The organism is Streptosporangium sp. NPDC000396, assembly GCF_042898655.1.
Taxonomy (GTDB): domain Bacteria; phylum Actinomycetota; class Actinomycetes; order Streptosporangiales; family Streptosporangiaceae; genus Streptosporangium.
This window is the reverse complement of the sequence record NZ_JBIAZA010000001.1, coordinates 113073-134913: the sequence shown is the minus strand read 5'-3', so window position 1 is coordinate 134913 and position 21841 is coordinate 113073. Positions and strand designations below refer to the sequence as shown.

20 protein-coding genes and 1 tRNA gene are annotated in these 21841 nt (G+C 66.8%); 14 read left to right on the top strand and 7 right to left on the bottom strand.

Translation table 11 applies throughout. The annotated features are described in order from the left end of the window. Positions 1-21: 21 nt before the first annotated feature. From ACFY2X_RS00605 to ACFY2X_RS00595, 3 genes are all read right to left on the bottom strand, one after another. Positions 22-1011, bottom strand: a complete 990-nt coding sequence (locus ACFY2X_RS00605; protein ID WP_389930267.1) for a helix-turn-helix domain-containing protein — start codon at positions 1009-1011, stop codon at positions 22-24. Positions 1012-1556: 545 nt separating this feature from the next. Then, positions 1557-2327 carry a transcriptional regulator gene (locus tag ACFY2X_RS00600; protein WP_389930264.1) on the bottom strand — a complete coding sequence of 257 codons (771 nt, stop codon included), beginning with the start codon at positions 2325-2327 and terminating at the stop codon, positions 1557-1559. 66 nt (positions 2328-2393) lie between these two features. Next, positions 2394-2466: transfer RNA gene (locus tag ACFY2X_RS00595), tRNA-Leu, on the bottom strand. 114 nt (positions 2467-2580) lie between these two features. On the opposite strand from ACFY2X_RS00595, the gene ACFY2X_RS00590 reads away from it, so the two are divergent. The 6 genes from ACFY2X_RS00590 (at position 2581) to ACFY2X_RS00565 (ending at position 8510) form a co-directional block, all read left to right on the top strand. After that, on the top strand, positions 2581-3162 hold the full coding sequence (locus ACFY2X_RS00590) for an ANTAR domain-containing response regulator (RefSeq protein ID WP_389930261.1): 582 nt from the start codon (positions 2581-2583) through the stop codon (positions 3160-3162). A 365-nt stretch (positions 3163-3527) separates the two neighbouring features. Then, positions 3528-4694: a branched-chain amino acid ABC transporter substrate-binding protein gene (locus ACFY2X_RS00585; RefSeq protein WP_389931260.1), complete on the top strand. Its 1167-nt coding sequence runs from the start codon at positions 3528-3530 to the stop codon at positions 4692-4694. A 163-nt stretch (positions 4695-4857) separates the two neighbouring features. After that, a complete protein-coding gene (locus ACFY2X_RS00580) occupies positions 4858-5826 on the top strand; it encodes a branched-chain amino acid ABC transporter permease (RefSeq protein ID WP_389930259.1) in 969 nt (322 codons plus the stop codon). Continuing rightward, positions 5823-6968, top strand: coding sequence for a branched-chain amino acid ABC transporter permease (locus ACFY2X_RS00575; protein WP_389930256.1), 1146 nt, complete (start codon positions 5823-5825; stop codon positions 6966-6968). Before ACFY2X_RS00580 ends, ACFY2X_RS00575 begins: the two co-directional genes overlap by 4 nt. Then, positions 6965-7780, top strand: a complete 816-nt coding sequence (locus ACFY2X_RS00570; RefSeq protein ID WP_389930253.1) for an ABC transporter ATP-binding protein — start codon at positions 6965-6967, stop codon at positions 7778-7780. Before ACFY2X_RS00575 ends, ACFY2X_RS00570 begins: the two co-directional genes overlap by 4 nt. Further along, positions 7770-8510, top strand: coding sequence for an ABC transporter ATP-binding protein (locus tag ACFY2X_RS00565; RefSeq protein WP_389930250.1), 741 nt, complete (start codon positions 7770-7772; stop codon positions 8508-8510). Before ACFY2X_RS00570 ends, ACFY2X_RS00565 begins: the two co-directional genes overlap by 11 nt. Positions 8511-8566: 56 nt before the next feature. On the opposite strand, the gene ACFY2X_RS00560 is transcribed toward ACFY2X_RS00565, so the two are convergent. Then, positions 8567-9121 carry a DUF4352 domain-containing protein gene (locus tag ACFY2X_RS00560; protein WP_389930247.1) on the bottom strand — a complete coding sequence of 185 codons (555 nt, stop codon included), beginning with the start codon at positions 9119-9121 and terminating at the stop codon, positions 8567-8569. Positions 9122-9631: 510 nt separating this feature from the next. Here ACFY2X_RS00560 and ACFY2X_RS00555 point away from each other — a divergent pair. Genes ACFY2X_RS00555 through ACFY2X_RS00545 form a run of 3 tightly spaced genes read left to right on the top strand, consistent with a single transcriptional unit; the run spans position 9632 to position 12147 of the window. Next, entirely contained in the window at positions 9632-10495 is an 864-nt protein-coding gene (locus ACFY2X_RS00555) for an ABC transporter substrate-binding protein (protein ID WP_389930244.1), read from the top strand. A 3-nt stretch (positions 10496-10498) separates the two neighbouring features. After that, positions 10499-11350 carry an amino acid ABC transporter permease gene (locus tag ACFY2X_RS00550; RefSeq protein WP_389930241.1) on the top strand — a complete coding sequence of 284 codons (852 nt, stop codon included), beginning with the start codon at positions 10499-10501 and terminating at the stop codon, positions 11348-11350. Continuing rightward, entirely contained in the window at positions 11347-12147 is an 801-nt protein-coding gene (locus ACFY2X_RS00545) for an amino acid ABC transporter ATP-binding protein (RefSeq protein WP_389930238.1), read from the top strand. The genes ACFY2X_RS00550 and ACFY2X_RS00545 overlap by 4 nt, the downstream gene beginning before the upstream one ends. Before the next feature lie 273 nt (positions 12148-12420). Here the strand turns inward: ACFY2X_RS00545 and ACFY2X_RS00540 are convergent, their stop codons facing one another. Then, positions 12421-12816 (bottom strand): PaaI family thioesterase, encoded by a 396-nt coding sequence (locus ACFY2X_RS00540; protein ID WP_389931258.1) that lies wholly within the window; start codon positions 12814-12816, stop codon positions 12421-12423. A gap of 98 nt (positions 12817-12914) precedes the next feature. Between ACFY2X_RS00540 and polA the strand changes: the two genes are divergently transcribed. The 5 genes from polA (at position 12915) to coaE (ending at position 19822) form a co-directional block, all read left to right on the top strand. Further along, positions 12915-15605 (top strand): DNA polymerase I, encoded by a 2691-nt coding sequence (polA, locus tag ACFY2X_RS00535; protein WP_389930236.1) that lies wholly within the window; start codon positions 12915-12917, stop codon positions 15603-15605. A gap of 106 nt (positions 15606-15711) precedes the next feature. Then, entirely contained in the window at positions 15712-16803 is a 1092-nt protein-coding gene (locus ACFY2X_RS00530) for a polysaccharide deacetylase family protein (RefSeq protein WP_389930233.1), read from the top strand. A 221-nt stretch (positions 16804-17024) separates the two neighbouring features. Continuing rightward, the gene (gene rpsA, locus ACFY2X_RS00525) at positions 17025-18509 is read left to right on the top strand and encodes a 30S ribosomal protein S1 (protein ID WP_389930230.1); all 1485 of its coding nucleotides are present in this window, start codon (positions 17025-17027) and stop codon (positions 18507-18509) included. A 90-nt stretch (positions 18510-18599) separates the two neighbouring features. After that, a complete protein-coding gene (locus ACFY2X_RS00520; RefSeq protein ID WP_389930228.1) occupies positions 18600-19055 on the top strand; it encodes a GNAT family N-acetyltransferase in 456 nt (151 codons plus the stop codon). 167 nt (positions 19056-19222) lie between these two features. After that, a complete protein-coding gene (gene coaE, locus ACFY2X_RS00515; RefSeq protein WP_389930226.1) occupies positions 19223-19822 on the top strand; it encodes a dephospho-CoA kinase in 600 nt (199 codons plus the stop codon). Between the two features lie 83 nt (positions 19823-19905). Here the strand turns inward: coaE and ACFY2X_RS00510 are convergent, their stop codons facing one another. Both ACFY2X_RS00510 and ACFY2X_RS00505 read right to left on the bottom strand, forming a co-directional pair. Further along, entirely contained in the window at positions 19906-20919 is a 1014-nt protein-coding gene (locus ACFY2X_RS00510; RefSeq protein ID WP_389930224.1) for a hypothetical protein, read from the bottom strand. A gap of 151 nt (positions 20920-21070) precedes the next feature. Then, positions 21071-21688 carry a hypothetical protein gene (locus ACFY2X_RS00505; protein WP_389930221.1) on the bottom strand — a complete coding sequence of 206 codons (618 nt, stop codon included), beginning with the start codon at positions 21686-21688 and terminating at the stop codon, positions 21071-21073. Between the last annotated feature and the right edge of the window lie 153 nt (positions 21689-21841).

The window sequence follows — 21841 nt, the reverse complement described above, 5'->3', positions numbered from 1 at the left end:
TGCGAGGTCCTCCGCGGCGGCCTACATCTCCGCAGGGGCCGGGAGCCACCCCCTGTGCGCGGCCTGCGCGGCCAGCTGGAACCTGTTCGCCGTCCCCGTCTGCGCCATCAACTGCTCCAAGCGGCGATAAAAGGTCCGGCGGCTCATCCCCAGCGTCTCGGCGGCCCGGCCGTCACTGACCCCCGCATTGAGCAGGGCCAGGAGCCTACGATCCTCGGTCCTGATCGGAACGGCCGAACCCGCGGCCAGATGCAGCGGTACGGCGGCCGCCCAGCAGATCTCGAACAGACCGATCAGCGCCTCCAGCAGACCGCCCGCGTACACGATGGTCAGAGCCGCGTCCACACCGTCCTCCGGCCTGGCCAGCCACGCCAGATCCTCATCGAGGATGGTCATGTTCACCGGCAGGTCCGCCGCGGCCCGAGCCTGCTCACCGGCCTCCACACACGGAGTGACGTTCTCGGCGAGATAACCGGGCTCCTCCAGGGACTCCCGCGAATAGACCACCCGGTAGATCACACCACGGGCCAGCTGCTCGATCTCGGCCCGGTTGACCGGACCGAAAAAATGAGGCGGCCGGTCAAGCCTGCGAATCTCACACCGGACACTGTTCACCAGCTGCCGGATGCGCGGTTTGACCGCCGGACCCGTCACCACCTCGACCGGCGACCCGATGTCGGCCCGGTGAGCGGATCTGCGATACGTCTCGAAGACGTGGCTCACCGCGATCCGGGCGCGCTCCACATCGGCCTGGCGCCGCCGGGTCAGTGCCTCGAGCCCGACCTCGGGCACCACCACGCGAAACCCGTCACTCGCGTCATGCCGGCCCACCAGACCCCAGACGGTCAGTTCTTTGAGTGCGGACCGCACCCCCTCGGGGCGGATGTCCAGGGTGGCGGCAAGCTCCGCCTCCGTGGCATGCTCCGCCCGGAGCATCTGCTCATAGATGCGAGCCGCGTCGGCCCGTAGTCCTAGAAGGATCAGCTGACCGTACAGATCATCCTGTTCCACGCGATCACTATAAGTAATCCATTGTGGAATGTCAGGAAATACAGCCATGAACCGCGGTTTAGCAGCGATGAAAACCTGATCACCCGCATGACCAGGGCATATGGGCGGAGCAGCCCCCGGCCGGCGGCCGCGACCTCGCGACCGCCTCTCCCCGGCCACCCCGCCCCGGCACGTCTCACCCCCCGGCACGTCTCACCCGCCCCGGCACGTCTCACCCCGCCCCGGCACGTCTCACCCCGCCCCGGCACGTCTCACCCCCCGGCACGTCTCACCCGCCCCGGCACGTCTCACCCCGCCCCGGCACGTCTCACCCCCCGGCACGTCTCACCCGCCCCGGCACGTCTCGCCAAGGCCCTTCACGCCCCTGGATGGCCGCCGCCCGCCAGGGGTGCAATGCTGCAAATCAGATATTTTTCGTAAAAATTGCTTGTCGGCGACCCGCGCCCCGGCCGTACGGCATCCACCACGCCGGGCCGTATGGCACAACCGGGCCGGGGGAACCATCACCTCGTGATCCGCCGCGAGTGATCAACCCGCCCAACCCCTCAGTATTTCGGCCCCACGAACTCATCCAGTCGCTCGACCGCCTCCCGCTTGGCCACGGAGATGGTGTTGGGCTTGGAGCAGCGCCACGCCACGCCGAGAAGGTCGAGCGTCTCTCCGCAGAGCTGAAGGATGTCCCGGGACTCGTTGACGAAGAGATATCGCGGATATTCGTACCAGCGTGTTCCACTGGGAAGTTCGCGCCGAACCCTGTTGACCAGACGGCATCCGTCGGAATGCATGAGGCCTCGGACGAAGTCACCGGGGTTTGCCTCGACGATCTGCCGTTGCCAGTTCTCCAGCCTGATCGGACGGTTGTGTTTCTTCCCTGGCCCGTGTTGCGGGAACAGGTGGGGCCAGTGTTTGGAGAAGGAGTTGATTTCCGTGCAGCCCTGGCGGGGGAGCCTGCGCACCTTGTTGCCGGGCCTGATGGAGATGATCGCTTCGACGCACTCTTCCTGGAGTCCTGGCCAGGAGTCGGCACACATGATTCGCAACGACCAGACCTGTTTCGCCGGGTCACCGATGACACTGATGCAGCCGTCTCCAAGGTAGAGGCCGAGGAGGTAGGCATAAGCGTCCTGCGGCTCAGGGGGCTCCGGGGTGACAAGGCACCTGGGGCAGGAGGCCACGAGTGGGGAGACGTGGCCGGGGTGGTCACGCCATTGCCTGATCGCCGAGCGCGAGACGCCGGTCTGGCGGCTGACCGAACTGATTGTCTGGCCGGACTCGAGAAGTTGGCGCACTCTTTTACGAACAGTGACGTCATGCATGCGGAGAGTGTCTCAGGCTGGTATGACAAAAGCCGCCTGGTTCCTGTGAGCCGGGCGGCTTTTTTGTGCCCCGGGTGGGATTCGAACCCACACTGTGCGCTGTTTGAGAGCGCCCTCTCTGCCGTTGGAGTACCGAGGCTTGTTCAATTGGAGCCGAGCAACCTGATCATACGATTGATCTCGCCGCGTGTCTTGGCGTGGTCCTAATCTAGCGGACATCGGTACTCTCTTGCTCGTGAGTACGCAGCGGCGAGTGGTGATCGCGGAAGACGAGGCGCTCATCCGTCTCGATCTCAAGGAGATGCTGGAAGAGGACGGCTATGCCGTTGTCGCGGAGGCCGCGGACGGGGAGTCCGCGGTCAAGCTGGCGTCGGAGCATCGGCCGGATCTTGTGATCTTGGATGTGAAGATGCCCATCCTGGATGGGATCTCGGCCGCCGAGCAGATCGTGTCGCAGCGGATCGCGCCGTGTCTGATTCTTACTGCTTTCTCGCAGCGGGATCTGGTCGAGCGGGCTCGGGACGCCGGGGCGATGGCGTATTTGGTGAAGCCGTTCACCAAGTCGGATCTGGTGCCGGCGATCGAGATGGCGGTCAGCAGGCATGAGGAGATCGCCGCGCTGGAGCGGGAGGTGGGGTCGCTTTCGGAGCGGTTGGAGACGCGCAAGCTCGTCGAGCGTGCCAAGGGGTTGTTGATGGCGCAGCACGGGTGGAGTGAGCCGCAGGCGTTCCGGTGGATTCAGAAGGCGTCGATGGATCGCAGGTTGAGCATGCGTCAGGTGGCGCAGGTCGTGGTTGAGGGGGTTGCCGGTTCGGCTGGGGAGGGGGAGGTCTGATCCCGGGGCGGCGGGTGGTGTTCCGTCGCGCTGTGTGACGGAAGATTTTTCTGTGCGACAAGCCCGTGTGGCGCTGTGTTCGAGGGCGCCGCGCGGGCTTTTGTGTGCTCGGAGTGATCTACCTGAAGCACGTAAGGTTGCCAGTGACCATGGCTTTTGCACCTGATAGCCGAAAAGGATCGGTGCTATAACGAAATGGTAACGCAGGGTCGTCCTGTATCGACCCGTGACATGGGCTGGCTGTACTAACCGACAACAACACCCCCTGGCCACTCCGCCAGGGAGGGCATCTGTGGACTCGGTCCCAATCGGGACTGGGTGAAAGGAAGGCAACCTTGCGGCCTAAGACTGCTCGCCTCGGTGGAGTGCTCGCTGCCGGCGTGGCGCTCACCCTCGGTCTCGCTGCTTGCGGCAACGGTGGCACGGAGGCCAAGCCGGCGGAAGGTGGCGGCGCTGCGCCGGGCACCATCAAGATTGGCTTCATGGGTGACCTCACCGGCCCGAACGCTGGAATTGTCATTCCGCCGAAGAACGGTGCGAAGCTCGTCATCGACGAGTACAACAAGACCAACCCGGCCACGAAGATCGAGCTGGTTGAGTACGACAGCCAGGGTGACGCCTCCAAGGCCGTGGCGCTGGCTCAGCAGGCCATCAAGACCGACAAGATCGTCGGTCTGATCGGCCCGGCGTTCTCGGGTGAGTCCGCTCAGGTGGGCCCGGTGCTGGAGGAGGCGCAGATTCCCAGCATCACGGCCTCGGCGACCAACACCAAGCTCGCTGAGAACGGCTGGAAGTACTGGCACCGTATTCTTCCGAACGACGGTGTCCAGGGCCCCGGCATCGCGGACTTCATCGCGGGTGCCGCGGCCTCGAAGAACGCGTTCGTGATCGACGACAAGTCGGAGTACGGCAAGCCGCTGGCCGACGCGGTCCGCGCCCAGCTCACCTCCAAGGGTGTCAAGGTCACGAACGACTCCCTCGACCCGGCGGAGAGCGACTACTCCTCGGTCGTGAACAAGGTCGCGGCGACCAAGCCGGACGCGATCTTCTTCGGTGGCTACTACGCCGCGGGCGGCAACCTGCTCAAGCAGCTGCGTGACAAGGGTGTGAAGGACGCGAAGTTCTTCTCCGGTGACGGTTCGCTGGACAAGGGCCTGATCGACGGCGCCGGTGCGGCGAACGCCGAGGGTGCCCTGGTCGGCTGCCCGTGCTACATCGCCACGCCGGACGTCACCGACGCCAAGGTGAAGGGCTTCGCCGACTCCTACAAGGGCGCCTACAGCGCCGACCCGGCGATCTACGCGGCTGAGGGTTACGACGCCGCGACGGTCATCGTCGACGCGGTCAAGGCGGGTAACACCACCACGGAGAAGATCAACGAGTTCATCGGCAAGGTCGACATCGCGGGTGTCTCCAAGCAGGTGAAGTTCGGGGCCAACGGTGAGGTCGAGGCCAAGGACATTTACATCTACCAGGTCAAGAACGGCGCCATCACGCTGCTGGGCAAGGCTTCCGAGGCCAAGCTGGGCTAGTCCGGATTCGAGAAGAGTAGGTAGTTGACGCGGCGGGGAGCGGGAATGCTGCGGTGCGTTCCCGCTCCCCTTCGCACGTACTTCCAGAGGGTCCACGAGGCTCGGCTGGAAGCGGTGTGCTACCGGCAGTGCAGGCGACCCCCGCTAGAAGTGGTAAACCCTAGTGCTCAATGACTTCATCAATCAGTTCTGGCCGGCCACGATCGACGGCCTGGCCTTCGGCTCGATCTATGCCCTGATCGCGCTCGGTTACACGATGGTGTACGGCGTGCTGAGGCTGATCAACTTTGCGCATTCCGAAGTGTTCATGATTGGAACCTTCGGTGCGATGTTCGTCCCGTTCGTGTTCGGCATCAATTCGGCGTTGACCGGTATCGCCCTGGTCGGTGTGATCCTGGCGATGATCCTGGCCGGCATGCTCGCTTCCGCGGGCACCGCGATCGCGTTGGAGCAGATCGCCTACAAGCCGCTGCGCAAGCGTGGTGCGTCCCGGCTGGCGGCGCTCATCTCGGCGATCGGCGCCTCGATCTTCCTGCAGGAGCTGTTCGCGCTCCTGGTCATCCCCAACGTCTTCAACCGCCCGGAGCAGGGCCGCATCCAGATGGGTCTGCCCCGGTTGATGGAGCGGACGGAGCTTTTCTCGATCTTCGGTCACTCGGTCCGCGTCGACCAGGTGCTGGTGATCGTCGCGGCGATCGCCATGATGGTCGCGCTCGACGCGCTCGTGAACCGTACGAAGATCGGCCGTGGTATTCGCGCCACCGCGCAGAACCCCGAGGCGGCCGTTCTGATGGGCGTCGACATCAACAAGATCGTTCGGATGACGTTCCTCATCGGTGGCGGCATGGCCGGAGTGGCCGGCGCGCTGTACCTGATCTCGTACGAGAACACGAACTACTACATTGGATTCCTTTTCGGAATCAAGGCGTTCACCGCGGCAGTCCTGGGCGGCATCGGTAACCTGCGTGGCGCCCTGGTCGGCGGAATCGCGCTCGGTCTGGTGGAGAACTACGGAGCCATCTTCTTCGGCTCCGACTGGAAGCACGTGATCTCCTTCACCATTCTCGTCTTGGTCCTGATGTTCCGTCCCACCGGAATCCTCGGTGAATCACTTCAGCAGGCGCGCGCATGAACCAGAAAACTTCCAACATGGACTTTCGCCGGATGCTCGGCCACTACGGTGACAGTGTGCGCGACCGCTGGGCGCACACTCCCGGCTGGCAGCGATGGATCGTCTACGTCCTTCTGATCATCGGGGCCTTGCTGCTGCCGTCGGAGACCATCGGCAGTTTCATGTCGCCCTACACCGACTGGGCGAGCATCCTGTTCTTCCCGATCGGCACCTACGTGGTCCTGGCCATCGGCCTGAACGTGGTGGTCGGCCAGGCGGGCCTGCTCGACCTCGGTTTCGTCGCGTTCTACGCCGTGGGCGGCTATTCGATGGCCCTGCTCGGCACCCGGCTCGGCTGGAACTTCTGGCTCATCCTGCTGGTGGGCATCGGGATCTGCGCCCTGTCGGGCATCACGCTGGGCGGTCCGACGCTGCGGTTGCGCGGTGACTATCTGGCGATCGTCACGCTGGGCTTCGGTGAGATCATCCGTATCACCGCCCGGAACACCGACGAGATCGGCGGCCCGAACGGCATCCGCGGCATCCCGCACCCCCCGAGCTTCGGGGACCTGGAGCTGTTCGGGGTGAAGATCTTCAAGTACGGCGTGCTGGACCCGCGGCCCTACTACTACCTGCTGGTCGCGCTGGCCGTCATCGTGATCATCCTGGTCAAGCGCTGGGAGAAGAGCCGGGTCGGCCGCGCCTGGGCGGCGATCCGCGAGGACGAGGACGCGGCCGAGGTCATGGGCGTGCCGACGTTCCGGTTCAAGATGCTCGCCTTCGCCGTCGGCGCCTCCATCGGTGGCGCGATGGGCGTGATGTGGGCCTCCAAGGTCATCTCGCTCAACCCGAACGACTTCCAGTTCCTGCTGTCGGCGACGATCCTGGCCGCGGTGGTCATGGGCGGTGCGGGCAACCTGCCGGGTGTCATGCTGGGCGCGTTCGTGGTGGCGTGGCTGCCGGAGCGCTTCCGTGGCCTGCAGGAGTACCGCATGCTGATCTTCGGCGCGGTGCTCGTCGTACTGATGATCTTCCGTCCGCAGGGTCTGCTGCCGTCGCGTCAGCGTAAGGCGGAGTTGAAAGAGGGATCAGGCGGAATGGGATCGCTCGGTGCCGAGGTGCCCGGGCCGGAGTCGCGTGGCGAGGAGGTGGCTTCCAAATGAGCGCCGAGGTGAGCGCAGGGGCGGGCCAGAAGCAGAGTGCTCGCGCGATGCTGGAGCTGCAGAACATCGTCATGCGGTTCGGCGGCGTCACGGCGCTGCGCGATGTGAACCTGACCATCAACGAGGGTGAGATCTTCGCTCTCATCGGCCCGAACGGCGCCGGCAAGACCACGGTCTTCAACGTGGTGACCGGTGTCTACCAGCCGACGGAGGGGCAGGTCCGCTTCCAGGGCGAGAAGATCAGCGGTCTCAAGCGCTTCAAGATCACCAAGCGTGGCGTCGCCCGTACGTTCCAGAACATCCGGCTGTTCCACAACATGACGGCCCTCGAGAACGTCATGGTGGGCGCGGACGCGCATCACCGCGCGGGCATGGTCAGCGTGGCGCTGGGGCTTCCCTGGCACCGTCAGGCCGAGCGCGAGGGGCGCAAGCTCGCGATGGAGCTGCTCGACTTCGTCGGCATCTCGCACCGCGCGGACGACCACGCCAAGAACCTGCCCTACGGTGACCAGCGCCGGCTGGAGATCGCCCGCGCGCTGGCGACCCAGCCGAAGCTGCTGCTGCTGGACGAGCCGGCCGCCGGTATGAACCCGGCGGAGAAGGTGGAGTTGCAGCAGCTCATCCGGGACATCCGGGATGCCGGCCGGACAATTCTGATCATTGAGCACGACATGAGCCTCATCATGGGCATCAGCGACCGCATCGCGGTGCTGGACTTCGGCCAGAAGATCGCCGATGGTCTGCCGGACGAGGTGCAGAACGACCCCCGGGTCGTCGAGGCGTATTTGGGGGCTCCCGCAGATGCTTCTTGAGGTCAAGGACATTCACGTCCACTACGGCAAGATCGAGGCCATCAAGGGCGTCTCGGTCGAGGTGAACGAGGGTGAGATCGTCACGCTCATCGGAGCGAACGGGGCGGGCAAGACCACGACCCTGAAGACGATCTCGGGTCTGCGCGGCCTGTCGTCGGGCAGCATCACCTTCAACGGCCAGGACATCAGCAAGATGCCCGGTCACAAGAGGGTCGTGGCGGGTCTGGGGCAGGCGCCCGAGGGCCGGGGTGTCTTCCCGGGCATGACGGTGCACGACAACCTGCTCATGGGTGCCTATTCGCGTTCCGGCGACTTCAGCGCCGACCTGGCGGAGGTCTACGAGCTGTTCCCGCGGCTGGCCGAGCGCAGGACGCAGGCGGCCGGCACGATGTCCGGCGGCGAGCAGCAGATGCTCGCCATCGGCCGCGCCATGATGGCCAAGCCGAAGGTGCTGCTGCTGGATGAGCCGTCCATGGGTCTGGCGCCGCTGATGGTGCAGCAGATCTTCTCCATCATCGAGGAGATCAACCGCCGTGGCACCACGGTGCTGCTGGTGGAGCAGAACGCCCAGCAGGCGCTGAAGCTGGCTCACCGGGCCTATGTGCTGGAGACCGGCAAGGTGGTCAAGAGCGCGCCCGCGCACGATCTGCTCAACGACCCCGACGTGCAGGCCGCCTACCTGGGCGGCGGCATCGGGCACGAGGCGCCCGGGGGCGCGTCGGAGGGGTAGGCGTGAGCCGTACCGCGTGACGTGACGCGGGTCCGCCGCACACGGCGGACCCGCGTTCAGGACAGGGGAACCCGGGCTCCGTCGGTGGTGCCGCCGACGCCGAGCGGCGGGTCGCCGAACAACTGGACCGCGACGACCTTCGCCTCCTTGGGGATGTCGAACCACAGGTCCATCTCGATCCTGACCTCGGCGCCGAGCGGGAGCGTGTCCGGCTGGCGTTTGATGGCCTGGGCGAACCTGTCGATGCCGTGGGCCGCGCCGTCGGCGGTGATGAGTTTCTGCCGCTTGGCGTCGAAACGGGAGTTGGTGCGTCCGGGGTTGCTCACGACGACTCGCACGACCACGTACTGGCCTTTGGCCTGCCATTCGCCGTGGCTGCCGATGAAGCTGCTCAGACCTGTCTGCAGGCCTATGACCTGGAAACGGGTGTCACCGTCCGTCACGGACTGGGCGTTGATCGGGCGCTCGCCCGGCCGGACCGGGCGCGGGGTCAGCGCGTAGGTGGGCGTGGCCGATGGTGCGGCGGATCCCGCCGGGCCGGTTTCGCTGCAACCGGTCAGGAGGGCGCCGGCCAGAGCGGCACCGGCGAACACTATTAGGGGGTTGCGCACATTGATCAAGGTAACCGAGGTGGACTTTGAGTTCAATGCGTCGGCGGTGCCATTGACGATGTCGCGATCACCCTTGAGGGATGGGGGTGTTGCCGTTGTACGGCGGGCGGGAAAGGCGATATCCGCTGGGTTTGTTGAGTTTCCGGGTCGCGTTGGAGTACTCATGTCATTACGGGGGGTATGGTGCCGGTGGGCCTCCGAGAGGCCGCCGGTGTCGGCCTGGCCTTGCCGTGCTGCCCTGACGTGCAGGAATAGACTGTTTTCAATATTCCAGCACTCGATCCGGCCGGTTATAGTCCGTGTCAGCCGACTCGCAGCCGAGTCGTTGACCATCCGATGAACTGGAGCGTCAGATCCATGCCGTAAACAGGGTATTGATCAGTCGACTCTCAGCATGGTTGTTGTCCGAATTGTGTCGTATCGGTGATCTGCATGGCCATGCAGGTGGGGCAGCATCACCACCACTGAGGTATCTGTTCGAGATGCGACATTGACCGTAAGGAGGCCGTTGTGGGCCTGAGTTTTGTTCCCCGCCGTGCGCTCGCGGTGGGCGCTATGGTCGTCGCCGGCGCGCTCGGCCTGTCGGCCTGTGGCGGTGGTAGCAGCACGAGCGCGAGCCCGAGTGAGGGTGCCTCGTCAACCGCGCCCGCAGCCGCCGGTGGTCCCAAGCTGGTCACCCCCGGCAAGCTGACCACGTGCACCAACCTTCCGTACGAGCCCTTCCAGTTCAAGGAGGGCAACAAGGTCGTCGGCTTCGACGTCGACATCGTCGACCTGGCCGCCAAGAAGCTCGGCCTGACCCAGGAGATCGTCGACATCGACTTCGCCGTCATCAAGAGCGGTGCGGCGATGGCCGCCGGCAAGTGCGACGTCGCCGCCGCCGGCATGACCATCACCCCGGAGCGCAAGGCGAACATCGACTTCTCCGTTCCCTACTTCGACGCCACCCAGGCGCTGCTGGCCAAGAAGGGCCTCGGCGTCAAGAGCCTGGACGAGATCAAGGCCAAGAACCTCAGGCTCGGCGCCCAGGCCTCGACCACGGGTCTCGACTACGTCAAGGGCAAGGGCCTGAACCCCAAGGAGTTCGCCGACTCTCCCAAGGAGCTCCTGGGCCTGCAGTCCGGCCAGGTCGACGTGATCGTCCAGGACCTTCCCGTTGTCCTGACCTGGCTGAAGAAGCCGGAGATCGCCGACAAGTTCGAGCTGGTCGCCAGCCTGGACACCGGTGAGCAGTACGGCATCGGCCTGAAGAAGGGCGCCGACCCGGTCCTGCTCAAGACCATCAACGACGCGATCACGACGGCGAAGTCGGACGGCACGTACGACCAGATCTTCGTGAAGTGGTTCGGTAAGAAGCCCGGAGAGCTCGGCTGATCCATGACCGACCAGTCAACGACGGCTGAGCCGTCCGGTCCCGCCGGGGCTCCCCCCGGCAGGACCGGGCTCAGCCCCCGTAAGAAGCAGCAGATCAGCCGCGCCGTCCAGTACGTCGTGCTGGTGGCCGTCGCGGCCTTCCTCCTCCTGCGCATCGAGTGGGTCAAGCTCGGCGAGAACTTCGCCAAGCCCGAGGTGGCGCAGCAGACGCTGCCGGACCTGTTCACGATCGCGCTGAAGAACACGATCATCTACTCGGTGGGAGGCTTCGCCTTCGCCTTCCTGCTCGGCCTGGTGTTCGCGCTGATGCGGATGTCGTCGGTGCGGGCGTACCGGTGGATCGCGATCGCCTACATCGAGATCTTCCGCGGTCTCCCCGCGCTGCTGATCTTCCTGTTCATTCTGTTCCTTCCGCTGGCCCTGCAGGGCTTCGAGGTGCCCGGCGGCACCTACGGCCAGGGCATCCTGGGCCTGACGATCGTCGGCTCCGCCTACATGGCCGAGACGCTCCGCGCGGGCCTGCAGGCCGTGCCCAAGGGGCAGATGGAGGCGGCGCGCTCGCTGGGCATGTCGCACGCGCGGGCCATGGTCACCATCGTCATCCCGCAGGCCGTGCGCATCGTCATCCCGCCGACGACCAACCAGTTCGTGTCCCTGCTCAAGGACTCCTCGCTGGTGCTGTTCCTCGGCGTCTCCGGTGATTACGTCGAGCTCACGAAGTTCGGCAACGACATGGCCTCGACCTACGCCAACGCCACGCCCATCCTGGTCGTCGGCGTGACGTATCTCCTGGTCACCATCCCGCTGGGGTACCTCGCGTCCCGGCTGGAGAAGCGTCAGGCGAGGGGACGGTGACTCCGGTGAACCACGCGGTCGAGATCCGCAACCTGCACAAGCACTTCGGCAAGCTGGAGGTGCTCAGGGGGATCGACTTCTCCGTCGACCCCGGCCAGGTCGTCTGCGTCATCGGCCCCTCGGGGTCGGGCAAGTCCACGCTGCTGCGGTGCGTGAACCTGCTGGAGCAGCCCACCTCGGGCAAGGTGGTCCTGGAGGGCATCGAGCTGACCGACCCCGACGTCGACCTCGACGCGGCCCGCCGCCGGGTCGGCATGGTCTTCCAGCAGTTCAACCTGTTCCCGCACATGACCGCGCTGCAGAATGTGATGATCGCCCAGCAGCGGGTGCTGAAGCGGGGCAGGGCGGCGGCCGAGAAGATCGCCAGGGAGAACCTGGAGAAGGTCGGCATCGCCGCCAAGTGCGACGCCTATCCGGCGCAGCTCTCCGGAGGTCAGCAGCAACGTGTGGCCATCGCCAGGGCGCTGGCGATGAACCCCGCGCTGATGCTCTTCGACGAGCCCACCTCGGCGCTCGACCCGGAACTTGTCGGCGACGTGCTCACGGTCATGCGCAACCTGGCCGAAGAGGGGATGACCATGCTCGTGGTCACCCACGAGATGGCGTTCGCCCGGGACGTGGCCGACCGTGTGGTCTTCATGGACGGCGGCGTGATCGTCGAGGACGGCCCGGCCGCCCAGGTGATCGGCGACCCGCAGCACGAGCGGACCAAGACCTTCCTGCGCCGTGTGCTGGACCCGACCCACAGCGAGGTCGGCGGGGTCCCCGACGTGGACGCCGAGCACGCGGGCGACTGAGGCCCGGTTCTGCCTTCCCCGTACGGCCCGCGCCCTGTGGCGCGGGCCGTACTGCGTTCACGCGGGCCGCGCGGCCCGGCGGCGAGGGCCGCCGCCCCGCTTCCGGGGCCGCCTTACGAGCCCGGGGGAGACCTTTGGCGCCGTACAGAGCTTCCCCGACCCTGTGCGTTTTCTACTCGGTCTCCCCACGGACATCGCTGTCACCCACGGTAGCGACTCATGTGGCAAGAGTGAAGTAAGGTGCGGTCCGATTGTGAACGAACACGGGTGGGATCAGCGGTCGCGCAGCATGCAGGTGAGGCGGGAGGAGCACACCAGGCGCCCCTCCTCGTCGGTGATCTCGATGTTGTAGGTGGCGAGCGTCCGGCCTCCGTGCACCCGGGTGGCGACACCGGTGACGTATCCGGAGGTGGCCGATCTGTGGTGGGTGGCGCTGATCTCGATGCCCACGGCGATGCGCCCCGGCCCGGCGTGGAAGACCGCGCCGGTCGTGCCGAGGGTCTCGGCGAGCACGCATGAGGCGCCGCCGTGCAGCAGGCCGTACGGCTGGGTGTTGCCCTCGACCGGCATCCGGCCGACCACACGCTCGGGAGTGGCCTCCGTGATCTCGATGCCCATCCGCTCGACGAGCGTGTTCCTGTAGGAGGCGCCGAGTTCCTCCTCCAACATGTGGCGGGTGGCTTCGTCGGGGTCCGTCATGGTCAAGGGGTTGTCTCCTGTCGTGCGAGGTCAGGTTTTCTGTCGCATCAGGAGACTAGGCTTCCGTTGTGCCGAAGAACGAACTGACCCCCACTCGTCCCTGTCTCCTGCTGCTGGATGGGCACTCACTGGCCTATCGGGCCTTCTACGCCCTGCCTGAGGAAAACTTCTCCACGACGACGGGGCAGACGACAAACGCGGTCTACGGATTCACGTCGATGCTGGTCAACGTGCTCCGCGATGAGCAGCCCAGCCATGTGGCGGTCTGCTTCGACCGGTCGGAGCCGACGTTCCGGCATGAGGAATACGCCGACTACAAGGCCAACCGGAGCGCGAGCCCCGACAGCTTCCGCAGCCAGATGAGCCTCATCCACGAGATGCTCGACGCGCTCCACGTCCCGCACCTGTCGCTGGCGGGCTACGAGGCCGACGACCTGATCGCCACGCTCGCCACCCGGGCCGCCGCGCAGGACATGAACGTGCTGATCGTCACCGGAGACCGCGACGCGCTGCAACTCGTCGACGACCGCGTCACGGTGCTGATGACCCGGGTCGGGATCAGCAACATGACCAGGTTCACCCCCGAGGCCGTGAAGGAGAAATACGACCTCACCCCCACGCAATACCCCGACTTCGCGGCCATCCGCGGCGACAGCAGCGACAACCTGCTGAGCATCCCGGGCGTGGGGGAGAAGACTGCGGCCAAGTGGATCCGCGAGTTCGGCTCCCTGGAGGAGCTGGTCAACCGGGTCGACGAGGTCAAGGGCAAGGTCGGCGACAAGCTCCGCGCCCACCTCGACCAGGTGCTGATGAACCGCCGCCTCACCGAGCTCCTGCGTGACGCCCCGCTGGAGCGCGAGGTCTCCGATCTGACGATCGGCCAGTGGGACCGCGACGCGATCAACAAGATCCTCGACGCGCTGGAGTTCCGGGGCGAGATCCGCGACCGGCTGTTCAAGACGCTCGGCTCGGCCGAGCCCGGGGCCGAGGAGGGCTTCGAGGTCGAGGCCGTCAGGCTCGGTCCCGGCGAGGTGGCCGCGTGGCTGGGGGCGCTGTCCGAGGGCAGGGCGGGGCTCGCGTTCAGGTGCGCCTACGGCAGCGGCACCGGCCGCATCGACAGCCTCGCGATCGCCGCGCCGGACGGCGGCGCCGCCTTCATCGAGCCCACCACGCTGACCGAGGCCGACGAGGCGGCCCTGCGCGCCTGGCTCTGCGACGAGTCCAGGCCCAAGGCCGTGCACGACGCCAAGGGCCCCATCCTGGCGCTGTGGGCGCAGGGAATGGACCTGCGCGGCCTGACCTGCGACACGGCGCTCGCGGCCTACCTGGCCATGCCGGGGCAGAAGACCTTCCTGCTGGAAGACCTCGTGCGGGCCTACCTCCAGCGCGAGCTGCGCAGCGAGGCCGACACCGGCGGCCAGGTCAGCCTCTTCGACGACCAGGACGACGACGCCGCCCATGACCTGGCGCTGCGGGCGCTGGCCGTCCGCGAGCTGGCCGAGGCCCTGGAGGCGTTCCTGGAGCCGCGTGGCGGCACCCACCTGATGCGCGACGTGGAGCTGCCGCTGGTGACCGTGCTGGCCGAGCTGGAGAGAGCCGGGATCGCCGCCGACAGAGATTATTTCAGCGGCCTGGAGGCCGAGTTCGGGGCCGCGGTCAAGCAGGCCGTCGAGGCGGCTCACGCGGCCGTCGGGGAGCAGTTCAACCTGGGCTCGCCCAAGCAGCTCCAGGAGATCCTGTTCGTCAAGCTGAACCTGCCCAAGACCAAGAGAACCAAGACGGGCTACACCACCGACGCCGACGCGCTGGCCTGGCTGGCCACGCAGACCGAGCACGAGCTGCCGACGATCATGCTCAGGCATCGCGACCAGGCCAAGCTGAAGGTGACGGTCGAGGGCCTGATCAAGGAGATCGCCGACGACGGGCGGATCCACACCACGTTCAACCAGATCGTGGCCGCCACTGGGCGGCTCAGCTCCGAGAAGCCCAACCTGCAGAACATCCCGATCCGCACCCTTGAGGGCCGCCGGATCCGGCAGGGCTTCGTGGTCGGCCCCGGCTTCGAGACCCTGCTGACCGCCGACTACAGCCAGATCGAGCTGCGGATCATGGCGCACCTGTCCGGGGACGAGTCGCTGATCGCAGCCTTCGAGTCCGGCCACGACTTCCACCAGGCCACCGCCGCGAGGGTGTTCGACATCGAGCCCGGGCAGGTCACCGGGGAGATGCGCGCCAAGATCAAGGCGATGAACTACGGCCTGGCCTACGGTCTGTCGGACTTCGGGCTGTCGGGGCAGCTCAACATCCCGGTGCCCGAGGCCAAGGCGCTCAAGGAGGAATACTTCCAGGAGTTCGGCGGCGTCCGTGACTTCCTCAACGCGATCGTCGCGCAGGCCAGGCAGGACGGTTACACCGAGACCATCATGGGCCGCCGCCGCTACCTGCCCGACCTGAACAGCGACAACCGGCAGCGCCGCGAGATGGCCGAGCGGATGGCGCTCAACGCGCCGATCCAGGGTTCGGCCGCCGACATCATCAAGGTCGCGATGCTGAACGTGCAGGGCGCCCTCAAAGAGGCGTCCCTGGGTTCCAGGATGCTGCTCCAGGTCCACGACGAGCTCGTCTTCGAGGTGGCGCCGGGAGAGCTGGAGACCCTGCGCGAGCTGGTCGTCGACCGGATGAACGCGGCATACTCCCTGCGCGTCCCGCTGGAGGTCTCCGTGGGCTCCGGACGCACCTGGGAGGACGCCGGACACTGACGATTGCCCGGCCTGTCCGAGTCTGTTCTAGGCTGGTGATCCAGCCGGACACCTCGACGGGTACGGGAGTTTTGTGCGCAGTTCAACCCCCCTAGCGCAGATCATCATGCTTGCCAACATCGTCGTCGTGGTCGCCGGGGTGGTGGCGCTTTCCGTGTTGCCCACGGCGGTCGTCCCGCCGGCCAGCCCCTTGGCCGGTGCGGCGACGAGCACGGCGACGGGCGCCCCGGAGGGAAACCCGTCACCGTCGCCGCAGGCCGATCTGCCCTCGGCGGACCTGCCGCCGCCGGTTCCGGCGACCCCGGAGTCCGCCAGGCAGGTCAAGGCCAACGAGGTGGGAGCGGTTCCGGTGCTGATGTACCACCGGATCATGAAGAAGCGGCTGGCCTCCATCGACCGTACGCCCTCCCAGGTGCGCAAGGAGATGGAGAAGCTGGCGCGGAACGGATACGTGCCGATCACCGCACGGGAGTTCGTCACCGGGAAGATCGACATCCCGGCGGGCAAGCACCCGGTCGTGCTGACCTTCGACGACGGGCACGCGAGCCACTTCGCGCTGGACGACGGCGGCACGCCGGTCAAGGACACCGCGGTCGGGATCATCTACGAGGTCGCGAGGAAGTATCCGGGCTTCCGTCCCGTCGCCACCTTCTGGGTCAACCGGCACCCCTTCGGCCTGCAGGGCGAGCAGGACCAGGCGCGCGCCGTGCAGTGGCTGACCTCGCACGGGTTCGAGGTGGCCAACCACACGTGGAGCCACCCCTACCTGCCGGGCCTGTCGAAGAAGCGGGTCGCCGAGCAGATCGTCCGGGTCGAGCGCCTGCTCAAGAAGCTCGGCGGCGGCCCCTCCGACACGCTCGCCCTGCCCTTCGGGGCGATGCCGCGTAAGAAGTCCACCGTGCAGGCCGGCGGCTGGCGTGGTGACCGCTTTGCCTTCAAGGGCGTCTTCCTGGCCGGTGCCCAGCCGTCGTCGTCGCCCTTCGCCAAGGACTACGACTGGCGGGCGATCCAGCGGATTCAAAGCAACGGTAAAAAAGGGGAATGCCGAAAATGGTGTTCCCAATACTGGCTGGAGTGGCTGGGGAAGCACCCCGAGCGGCGTTACACGGCCGATGGAGATCCCGGCCAAATCTCCGTCCCACAAGGACTTCGCGGTAATATCGATCCCCGGTGGAAGCAGCGGATCAACGCCTACTGAGGGCGTCCGTCTTCCTCCTGGCCTCCCGGCGTGTCGTGCCCCGGATTGACCAGGCTCGTTTGGTCTCATATGCTGATCGCTGCGCTGTGGGCTCGCGCGTGTCTCGGACGGAGTGGGCTCGCGCTCGATCACGCCGATCCCAAACCCGTCGGCTGAACGATAAGAGGCCTGCCGCGTGTTCGCCACATCGACATCTGTCCGCGTTCGGAGCAATTCCACACATGACGAGCAGCACTGAGGCCACCTCGAGCACCCCGCAGGTAGCGGTCAACGACATCGGCTCCGAGGAAGAGTTCCTCGCAGCGATCGACCTGACCATCAAGTACTTCAATGACGGCGACATCGTCGAGGGCACCGTCGTCAAGGTCGACCGAGACGAGGTTTTGCTCGACATCGGCTACAAGACCGAGGGCGTCATCCCCTCGCGCGAGCTCTCGATCAAGCACGATGTCGACCCGGCGGACGTCGTCGAGGTTGGTGAGCACGTCGAGGCCCTGGTTCTCCAGAAGGAGGACAAGGAGGGGCGTCTCATCCTGTCCAAGAAGCGCGCTCAGTACGAGCGGGCCTGGGGCACGATCGAGAAGATCAAGGATGAGGACGGCATCGTCACCGGCACCGTCATCGAGGTCGTCAAGGGCGGTCTCATCCTCGACATCGGCCTTCGCGGCTTCCTGCCGGCCTCCCTGGTCGAGATGCGCCGCGTCCGCGACCTTCAGCCGTACGTGGGCCGCGAGCTCGAGGCGAAGATCATAGAGCTGGACAAGAACCGCAACAACGTGGTTCTCTCCCGCCGCGCCTGGCTCGAGCAGACCCAGTCCGAGGTTCGCCAGACGTTCCTCAACACCCTGCAGAAGGGTCAGGTCCGCAAGGGCGTCGTCTCCTCGATCGTCAACTTCGGTGCGTTCGTGGACCTCGGCGGCGTCGACGGTCTGGTTCACGTCTCCGAGCTCTCCTGGAAGCACATCGACCACCCCTCCGAGGTTGTCGAGGTCGGCCAGGAGGTCACCGTCGAGGTTCTCGACGTCGACATGGAGCGCGAGCGGGTCTCCCTGTCGCTCAAGGCGACGCAGGAGGACCCCTGGCAGCAGTTCGCCCGCACCCACCAGATCGGCCAGGTCGTGCCGGGCCGCGTCACCAAGCTGGTGCCGTTCGGTGCGTTCGTCCGGGTCGAGGAGGGCATCGAGGGCCTGGTCCACATCTCCGAGCTGGCCGAGCGCCACGTCGAGATCCCCGAGCAGGTCGTCCAGGTCGGCGAAGAGATCTTCGTGAAGATCATCGACATCGACCTCGACCGTCGCCGGATCTCGCTGTCGCTCAAGCAGGCGAACGAGGGTGCGATGGGCGCCGACGTCGAGTTCGACCCCACGCTGTACGGCATGGCGGCGACCTACGACGACCAGGGCAACTACATCTACCCCGAGGGCTTCGACTCGGAGACCGGCGAGTGGCTCGAGGGCTTCGACAAGCAGCGCGAGGAGTGGGAGCGGCAGTACGCCGAGGCCCAGACCCGCTTCGAGGCTCACAAGAAGCAGGTCGAGGAGGCCCGCAAGGCCGAGGCCGAGGCGAGCGAGGCTGCTCCCACGTCCTACTCCGGTGAGACCCCGGCTTCCGGCTCCAGCGGCTCCTCCGCTCCGGCTGCGGGTGCTCTCGCCTCCGACGAGGCTCTCGCGGCTCTGCGTGAGAAGCTCGCGGGCGGTCAGAGCTGACGCCGGTGAAACGGTGACGATCTGAGGATCCGAAGGAAGGGCCCCGCTCCGGCGGGGCCCTTTCGCGTGTGCGCCCGTTAGGGTTGCGCCGTGACCGTGATTGAGTGGGCCGAGCCCAAGGACGCAGGCGAGATCCTGACCGTGCAGCGAGCCGCCTATGTGAGCGAGGCCCAGCTCTACGGCGATCCGTTCATCCCGCCGTTGGTGGAGTCGGCCGAGCAGGTCCGCGTCGCCGTCGAAACCGGAACCGTGCTCGTCGCCCGGGAGGGGGAACGGATCGTCGGTGCCGTCCGGGGGCGGCTGTCCGGCACGACGTGCCTGGTCGGTCGCCTGGTGGTCGCGCCGGACGCGCAGGGCCGGGGGGTCGGCGGTGCCCTGCTGGCGGCCCTCCATGAGGAGGTCGTCTCCGCCACGGCGTTCGACCTGTTCACCGGTCACCTGTCGGAGGGGAACCTGCGGCTCTACCGCCGTCACGGCTACCAGGAGACCAGCAGGGAGCGGATGAGCGATCATCTGACCTTGATCCACATGCGCAGGGAGCTCTAGGGTCCGTCTCGGTCCGGGCGGCCGCGCCGGACGGGAAGACCTGCGGCAAATCCTGGGCGACTAATCGTAAAAGTCATTAATTTCCGGGCGTTTCTCCTTTGTGGGAACTTCCGCAAGGCTCCGGACCGGAGGATGCCGTGCGCGCCGTACCACGTATGCTGCGGATCATGCTGAAAGTGGGCCTTACCGGCGGGATCGGGTCGGGAAAGAGCGAGGTGGCGCGGCGGCTGGCGTCCAGGGGCGCCGTGGTGATCGACGCCGACAAGGTCGCCCGCGAGGTGGTCGAGCCGGGGACCGAGGGACTGGCGCGGATCGTCGCGGTGTTCGGGAAAGAGGTGCTGCGCGAGGACGCGTCACTCGACCGGGAGAAGCTCGGCTCGATCGTCTTCGCCGACTCCGAGAAGCTGGCCGCGCTCAACGGCATCGTGCACCCCCTGGTCGGGGCGCGGGTCGCCGAGCTGCAGGACCAGGCGGACGAGGGCGCGATCGTGGTCTACGACGTGCCGTTGCTGGCGGAGAACAACCTCGCCCCGATGTACGACGTGGTGGTGGTCGTGGACGCGGCCGACGAGGTGCGCCTTGCCCGGCTGGTCGGGCTGCGCGGTATGAGCGAGCAGGACGCCAGGGCCCGGATCGCGGCCCAGGCGAGCCGCGAGGACCGATTGAAGATCGCGGATCTCGTGGTGCCGAACGAGGGGTCGCTGGAGGATCTGGAGAAGCGGGTGGACCAGATCTGGGCCGAGCTGTCCGCCCGCGTCACGGCCTGAGACGGCCGGAGCCCGGCCGGGTCCTGGGCGTTCCCGGACGGGCACGGGCCACCGGTGTCCCCGGTGACCCGAGACGGGGAGGGTCAGGCGGAATCCCCCGCGGCCTGGGCGGGGACACCGGGAGAGACGGCGGTCACCTGCCCCCGATAGGGATCCACGGTGTTGAGCGCCTGCATGACGATCTCCGCGACGTCGTCGTCCTCGTACTTTCCCGGCAGCGGCAGCCCCAGGGAGGTGAACAGCCGCCTCGCCTCCTCCACCGTCGGGGAGTCGCTCAGCGGGGTGGCGTCCTCGACCGGCACCCGGCGAGCCTGGCTGAGGCTGGTCCGCAGCTCGGTCCGCCACAGGTTGTAGTGAGGACTCTCCCGGGTGAACGTGACGGCGGGAAAGCGCGGTCCGCGCTGCGTGATGATCAGGCGGCTGCCTGACATGTCCCATCGGAACAGCGTCATCGTGGTCGAGAGCCGGATGTCCAGGTCGAGAATCTGCTGGCAGCGCTCCCGGTACCAGCAGGCGGCCAGAATCGTGGCGTACAGGTCCTTGCGGGTGCCCTCGGCGGTCCAGCCTTTCTCCTCGGCGCCCGGCGGGGCCAGCTCCTGGTGCAGCTGCGTGTAGCGAGTGCACAGCCTGTCGTCGGTGGGATCGAGGATCTCGATCCGGAACTCCAGAGGCCGGCGCTTGTGCAGCGAGGTCGCGATGCACTCGGGAAGGGTGACGGCGCGGGTGTAGGTGCCGGTGCCGCCCTTGAACAGCCAGCGGTCGGTGTCGAGCCGGGCCTCGGCCAGCTCCCGGCTGATCTCCGACCCCACGAGGGTGCGGGTGCCCTCGCTGGTGCTCAGCAGCTCCCTGATGCCGTCGGCCGTGGTGGCGACGCCCGCGACCTGCTCGGAGAGCCTGGTGTTGCGGGAGCGGTCACGCAGCCAGGCGAACGCCAGGGCGGCCAGCACCGGCAGGATCGCCCCCGCCGCGTTCTCCCCGTCGACCGCGTTGAGCACATCGAGCGCGCCCACGATCAGCGCGACCAGGAACACCACGACAAGGTCGAAGTTCTCCCATGCGCTCTGCAGGGATTTCTGGAGCCGTTGAGCGATTCGCATTCTGCCACCCTGATGTGACTGATTCGCGGCGTCCGTTCTCGTGACCCGAATGGTAACCCGGCGGCCACCGCCGGGGGAGCGCGATCAGAACTCCGCCTTCCGGGCGCTCAACGGCCTCCTGGGAGATCGGTGACCCCCTTCCGGCCTTCCCCTAGCCCAGGCGCTCGGCGGCGTGCAGCGCCGCCCGTACGGTCTCCCATGCGTCGCATCGGTGCCGGGGGACGAGATGGGCGCTCAGGCCGGGCGGGCCGAGCGACAGATCGCTCCGGCCCGGCCGGGTCCGGCCCAGCGCGATCGTGGCCGTCTCCTCGCCGCTCGGGACGACGCTGGCGTGGAACACCCCGGCCGGCAGCGTGTAGGTCTGGCCGGGACCGAACACCTCGCTCGTCCCGAGGGAGTATCGGACGGTGCGCGGGGTCGGCCGGATACGGTCCCCGCCGGCCTCGCTGACCACCTCGAAGACCCGGTGGGTGGCGGCCGAGGTCGCGTCGCTGACGTCGGCGCGCACGTTCTCCACCCGGCCGTACAGCACGTGGCTGACCAGGTCCCAGCTGTGGCAGTGGATCTGGGAGGTCGTGGACGCGGCGCGGGCGAGCGTGCCGGACCAGATGTGCACGCACACGCCGTACTCTCCGGTCCGCTCCAGCGGCAGGCAGAGGAAGCCGAGCGGATGACGGACACCGGTGACCGCCGAGTCGCCGGACCCGATGGCTCTCAGGACCTGCCCGGCCCATCCGGGCAGGCGGTCACGCGCCGTGCCATTGACCATCTCATCGTATAAATCCTGATATCTCATCACAGACATGGATTCTTGGCCCGAAACGCCTTTCGTTACCGTGACCGGCGGCTCGACACGGGCCTTCGGCAGACCTGATCGGCGATGTTCCCGGCCCCCGCCTCATGCGCGTCTCGCCCGTCCGGC